Here is a 5,737-nt window from a genome sequence, read left to right as displayed (position 1 = left end):
CGGTCCATCCGATGCCACCGGTACCCGGCGACACCACCCCCCGGATCATGCGAAAGACAGGGGCAAGAAGTCATACCGGGCCCGGCGACCGAGGCCCTGGATCGGACCCACGAGAAAGGTAACGGGGGCGAGGATCGTCCACAGGCCGATCAGTGGCGCGGCCCAGACGTGCCGTGGGTGCGGCCGTACACCGAGGCGAATCCGAGGGCCACCATCGCCAGGGCGATACCGCAGACGAGGTTGTTGACGGTCAAGGTCGACAATCCGTCGAACCCCACGACCCACGGGGAGATCGCGAGATACAGGCCTGTCCGGCCCTGGGTTTGATGGAGACATCGAACCCAGGGCGGGGCACTCCCAGGCGCAGGCGAGCACGTTCGGCGGTCAGGCTTCGGTGTGTGCAGTAGGTTCAGTGGCTTGGTTGCGAGAATCGCGTTGGTGTCGATCAAGCGGGAGGCATTGGCTTATGAGCGAGGAGCACTTCGATGTTCGGCCGGATGGAGGTTGTGTCTTCGAGTTGTTTGCTCATATGGTTTTCGCTACCAGGTATCGGGGCTTGGTTTTCACCGGTGGTCACCTGGCTCGTCTGGAGCAGATCATGGGGGCGCTGTGCGAGGGGCTGGGCTGCGAACTGGTCGAGTTCAACGGCAAGCCCGACCATGTTCACGTAGTGGTGAAATATTCTCCGCTGATGGCCTTGTCGAGGTTGGTGGGCTCCCTCAAAGAGGACTCAGCGTCCAGGGTCGATCGAGAGTTCCCCGATTTGATGCGCCCTTTCGGTCCTTCGCGACATCTGTGGCTGGAGTCGTACTTCGTCGGTTCGACCGCCACCGCCCCTATATCGGGGATGCGTCGCTACCTCAAGGAGCAGGGACGCTCGATGCCTTCGGTCTTCGCTGTGACCCAGCTGCTTCCGCACAGTCATCAGGGACAGTCATCATCCAGGCGGCAAAATCCCCGGGTCATTGTCGGTCGCCGCCACGTGGTGAGAGGTAACCGATAGCCTTGTCTCTGACCGGGCCGAACGGGCTGCTCACCAAGACCGTCCTCGAGACGGCGTTGAACGAGGAGATGACCGAACACCTGGGCTTCGAGCCGAACCAGGCGCCCGGCGGGGACGCTGGAGTTGAAGGAGCTGGATGAGTTCTTGTTGGCGCGGGCGATGGAGCATGATTCACCGACGCTGTTGTTCCGGTTGGGGTGTGAGTATCTGATCTCGGCGCGGGTGATCCGGCCCAGCCCCGACACCGTGATTCGCCGCGTTGTGCACGCTCGTGAGCAGGCGCAACGAGAGACCTACGATCGGCTCGCGCACGAGCTGACTCCGCAACGCTGCGCGGAGCTGGACGGCTTGCTGGTCACCGATTCCTCGATCCGGATGTCCCGGTTGCGGTGGTTGTCCACCGGGCCGGTGGAGGCATCCGCGGCTGCGGTGAAAAACGAGGTCGAGAAACTGGGGTTCGTACGGAGCCTGAGCGCGGACACCCTCGATCTGTCGGTGCTCCCGGCGGAGCGCCGCCGGTTCCTCGCCACCCTGGGCCGCCGCCTGACCGGGCAGGCGCTGGAACGTCGTGATCCGCAGCGCCGATATCCGATCTTGTTGACGGTGCTGGCGCAGGCGGCCGCCGATGTGCTCGATGAGGTGATGGCGCTGTTCGACCAGGCGCTGTCGGGGAAGTTCAGTGCCGCCGAGAACCGGATGCGTGATCAACCCGGTGGCGTGATCTGGTGGACCTCCTGCTGCTCATCCGGGAATTCTCGATCGCAAAACCATCACCGCGCTCGCCAAACAGCACGCCCACCGGCCAGGTCTCGAACTGCCGACCGCGGTACATCCGCCAGGGCCGCGCTGGGTCGATGGCTACAGCAAGCTCGCCCGCGAAACGATCCTGCCGCAGGAACTTCATGCCCTCGACGAGGCATTGAAACACCTCGGAGAATGCGTGAACCCTCTCCTGGACGGCACAGTCGTCACAGGAAAATGTGCCCCACAGATACGACGGTGGGCCAACTGACGAGTCAGTGGGGTGACGGATCCCGGCTGCCGCGAACTTCCCCGCCGATGTCATGGCACGTTGCCGAGAGCATTGTCGAGCAGAACGGCGAAACCAAAGTAGAAGTGGCTTAGCCCGGGGATAGGGGCTCATCCGGCAGGAATCCGGTGGTAAGCCCGATTCGGTGAACGGTGTCGGGCTGTAGGTGATTTCCTGTCGCGATGATCAGTGAGGCCGCTACTCTCGGGGAGCGATTGGCAGCGTCCTCACCGTCCATCCGGCCCGCTGCCCGCGTTGTGGCAGATAGTTTCCCGAGTAGCCCCGGGGCGGAGATGCCGTCGCGCGGACGGCTCTGCCGTCTACGGCAGATAGTGCGCCGCTATCTGCCATAACTCGCTACCGCCGGATTTCTGGCGGATGAGCCCCTACCCCCTTCTCGAACCGGTCCATCGGATTGTGATGGGCGTACCGCCGCGCCCTGGCCAGCGGGAACGGGTTCACCGGCGGCCCGGTGCCCGCCTCGAAGTGATAGGCGTAGAAGCTGCGCAATACCGTCTCATCTGGGCCGCCGCCGGGGCACAAGGGCCCGAACTGCTCGGTGTGCCTGCGATGATCTGGTGGTGGAATGCCGCGAGGTGGTCGATGGCGTCGCGGGCGTCGCGGAGCAGGTCGGCGGCTGCGTGGTGGACGTGCGGGGCGCGGTCCCAGATCTGCAGCCGTGCCGGCACGTGTGCCTGGGCGCAGCGGCGGGCCAAGGCCTCGGCGTCCGGGCGCAGGCATTCGGTCGAGCCGACCTGGATGAGGACCGGTGGTAGCCCGGTGAAGTCGTGATTGACCGGCGACCATGCCGGGTCGAGCCGGCCATCGACCGCGAACCCGTGTTGGGCGATGATGTCCATACCTCGGGTTGGTAGGTAGGCGTCGCGGTGGCGGTTGGGGTGGATGTCGCGTTGGGTGGAGTCGAAGTCGGCCCATGGTGCGATCGCGGAGATCGCGGCGGGCATCGGTAATCCGCGTTCGCGGGTGGCCAGCGCGAGGCGGAAGGCCAGGCCGCCGCCGGCGGAATCGCCGGACACGATGATCCTCTCGGCCCGTAAGCCGCGCTCGAGCAGGTATCGATACGCCTCGACCGCGTCGTCGAGGGTGTCGGTGATGTGGGCGTGCGGCAATTGGCGATAGTCGACGTTGAAGGCAGGTATCCGGCTCACGCGCGCGATCTTGGCGACCAGACGGCGGTGGGTGTTCAGACCGCCGCAGATGTATCCGCCGCCGTGGAGATACAGCAGTGCTGCGTGCTGTGTACGCCGCGGGTCGGGTAGGTCGCCATGCCACAACCATTCAGCGCGCCAGTTTTCTGCCTGCACCTTCGCGCGTTGGGTGCCGTGCGGGGCCACCAGCAGCGCGGCCGGGAGGTCGAGGAGACGACCGAATCGGCACAGCTGCTCGAGGGGGCGGCGGCCCCCTTTGTGAGTCAAGGCGGCCAACCCCAATCCGATCGTGGCTTGCAGCAGCGGGTGGGCGACTCTGGTCGCGATACTCGCCCGGTTCGGCCGCTCCACGATCAGCGACGACCGCGACCGGGCGGCCGCCGTGGTCATGGTCGTCTCCCCAGCGGCCCGGTCGACGGCGTCGGCAAATGAAATCTTGTTCGGCGTCGGGCCACGTCCGGTGTATCCCTGTGCTGTGGGCCGGGCTTGACGGCACGCCCGGATGGTGCGGTCGCTCATGGGATCTGCCGACCCCCCGCGCTGCCGCAGCGCTCGATTTCATGGACGACCGCCTCGGCGCGCGTGTGCAGGACCTCGTGCAGGACCATCCGTGACATGGACATGTTCGACAGGTGCCCCTGCACTGTGATCACCGCGTGCGCGGCGACGCGACGGCATTCCTGGATCAGCTCGATGAACGCCGGTGGAAGCAATCCGCCCTGCGGCGGCGGTTCGTGGAACACCGCACCCAGCTCGTAGCCGAGGGACCGGGCGGCGGCCCGCAACGTGTCTTCACCCGAGTCTCCGTCGCGATCATGAATCAAGTCATCACGCAGATACCCGTAGGCAAGAGGTCGCAGCGCAGTCATCATAGAAACCAGTTCCGCATCGAAGACCATCGGAAGACAGCCCGCCTCCACCGGCCGGATGGAAATTGTTCGCCGCAGCCTCGCCCGCGCAGCCGGGGCCCGGCACCCGGGACACCAGGTATCCCATTGACATCACGCCCCACGGGGCGTCGTTACCCGAAACTACGCCGTGACTGACTTTGAGTCAAACTCAATATTCTGGAGGGCTTCGCGGGAGCAGTTTGTCAGGCCGGGCCGCTCGGCCGGCGCGCCGCGGTAGATGTCTGTCGGCCCTCGAGTGTGGTGATCACGCCGGGTGCGGCGGGAAAAGTGGGCGGTCACCGTGATAACTGGCGTGTAGCGGGTAACCGTTACCTGTCGGGATCGGTCACCGAGGATGGCGGTCGTCACCGACGACTGTCCGAATGCCGGAATTGCGGCCCCCAGCCGATCGGAGCATCAGCCAGACAACCATGGTGACCACCGCTGCCGCACGCAACTCGTCCGCCGAGTCCGATCCCACCACCAACGGTGGGTTCCCGGCCCGCCCGGTCGATGCTGCTGCGCACGCCTGGGCACCGCCGGCGTCCGGACTCGATGCGCAGCTGGCGCCGTTGCGGACACCGGCGGTGGTGCTCGGTGTCGTACTACTCGCTGCCGGGGTGGTCGCGCTGGTTGTGCTGCGTGCGTGGTGCCGTGACTACGGCGGGCCGCTGGTGATCGTCGCCTACCTGCAATATCTGGGCGTGGCCGCGACCATGACATGGTGGGGACTGTCTGGTGTCCTACCCCGCCGCCGGAATTCGATTCGGCGGGGTAGGACACCAGAGGAGGACGGCGGCCGTCACACAGCGGGACCGGGGCGGAAACCGATGATCGCGCCGATCGACGATTCGACCGGGTGCCGGTCAGCTGCCGAGGCCGGCGGACGCAGCCGCGACAGGGCCCGGCCGTGGGGGTGATCGGTGCGATCCTCACCTCGCCGTTGAGTGTGGTCACCGGGGTGATCCGGTGTGCCCAGGCCGTCCGGGATCAAGCCGAGCACAAGACCCGACCGGACCCCGCGGTCATCCGCAGGCGACTCGAGCGGATCGCCGAAGCCGCCGCCGCCGGCGAGTTGTCGCAGCAGCAAAAGCTCGCCGCCCAGCAACAAGTGTTCCTCCGGATGCGGAGTTACCCGCTGTGACCGAGGCCGAAGGCCTGAACTCATACTCAGAACGCGACCACCCTCACCCCACCGACAAGCGCTCGGTTTTGTGTTCGAAACCGGCAACGTCGCAGCTCAGCCGTGACGGTCTCGGCCCGCAGGTAGGCGTAGACGGTTTCGCGGCTGACATCGAACTGCTTGGCCAGCGCGCTTTCGACACTCCGGCGGCCGCGCGGGCGCGCAACAAGCCGGCCTGCTCGTCGGCCCGAGACTGCTATTGCTACGGCGAACCGCAAACTAGCGGCCGGGGCTGTAGATTCTCCGATCGTGCGGCGCGAGTGGGAACCTGAAGATCTGATCGCGTCGCGGACCTTGCGCCATAGATCGCCGATATGGTGCGCTCACCACCTTCTGCTGAAACGGGGTGGTGGTGGACGGCGATAGGTTCGTCAGTTCGTGTTCAGTGTCATCACATCATCGAGGAGTTCTGCGTGAAACGCATCGTGGGTAGGGTTGTCGGAGTCGTGGCCGCGGCGGCGA

Annotated in this window: 6 protein-coding genes and 2 pseudogenes; 5 read left to right on the top strand and 3 right to left on the bottom strand. The window is 65.8% G+C overall.

All coding sequences use genetic code 11. From position 1 onward, the window contains the following. Positions 1-149 precede the first annotated feature (149 nt). Complete coding sequence (locus GVY64_RS38830; protein WP_268895712.1) at positions 150-449, bottom strand: SPW repeat protein; 300 nt, start codon at positions 447-449, stop codon at positions 150-152. Positions 450-466: 17 nt separating this feature from the next. Here GVY64_RS38830 and tnpA point away from each other — a divergent pair, with 17 nt between their 5' ends. The 3 genes and pseudogenes from tnpA to GVY64_RS38985 all read left to right on the top strand — a co-directional run. Then, positions 467-1,003, top strand: a complete 537-nt coding sequence (gene tnpA, locus GVY64_RS36350) for an IS200/IS605 family transposase (protein ID WP_236567537.1) — start codon at positions 467-469, stop codon at positions 1,001-1,003. Positions 1,004-1,005: 2 nt separating this feature from the next. Then, a pseudogene (locus GVY64_RS38510) lies at positions 1,006-1,089 on the top strand (hypothetical protein); the annotation flags it as partial. A gap of 16 nt (positions 1,090-1,105) precedes the next feature. Continuing rightward, positions 1,106-1,711, top strand: a pseudogene (locus tag GVY64_RS38985) (DUF4158 domain-containing protein); the annotation flags it as partial. A 780-nt stretch (positions 1,712-2,491) separates the two neighbouring features. Here the strand turns inward: GVY64_RS38985 and GVY64_RS36335 are convergent. Beyond that, on the bottom strand, positions 2,492-3,592 hold the full coding sequence (locus GVY64_RS36335; RefSeq protein ID WP_159851152.1) for an alpha/beta hydrolase: 1,101 nt from the start codon (positions 3,590-3,592) through the stop codon (positions 2,492-2,494). 125 nt (positions 3,593-3,717) lie between these two features. Then, entirely contained in the window at positions 3,718-4,101 is a 384-nt protein-coding gene (locus tag GVY64_RS36330; RefSeq protein WP_159851150.1) for a hypothetical protein, read from the bottom strand. A gap of 422 nt (positions 4,102-4,523) precedes the next feature. On the opposite strand from GVY64_RS36330, the gene GVY64_RS36325 reads away from it, so the two are divergent. Further along, positions 4,524-5,012: a hypothetical protein gene (locus GVY64_RS36325; RefSeq protein ID WP_159851148.1), complete on the top strand. Its 489-nt coding sequence runs from the start codon at positions 4,524-4,526 to the stop codon at positions 5,010-5,012. Next, positions 5,003-5,236, top strand: a complete 234-nt coding sequence (locus tag GVY64_RS36320; protein ID WP_159851146.1) for a gas vesicle protein GvpG — start codon at positions 5,003-5,005, stop codon at positions 5,234-5,236. Before GVY64_RS36325 ends, GVY64_RS36320 begins: the two co-directional genes overlap by 10 nt. The last annotated feature ends 501 nt before the right edge of the window (positions 5,237-5,737 follow it).

Source organism: Nocardia sp. CY41 (genome assembly GCF_009829325.1).
In the GTDB taxonomy this organism is placed as follows: domain Bacteria; phylum Actinomycetota; class Actinomycetes; order Mycobacteriales; family Mycobacteriaceae; genus Nocardia.
Note: the sequence above shows the minus strand (reverse complement) of the source record. Positions and strands in the feature narration are given on the sequence as shown.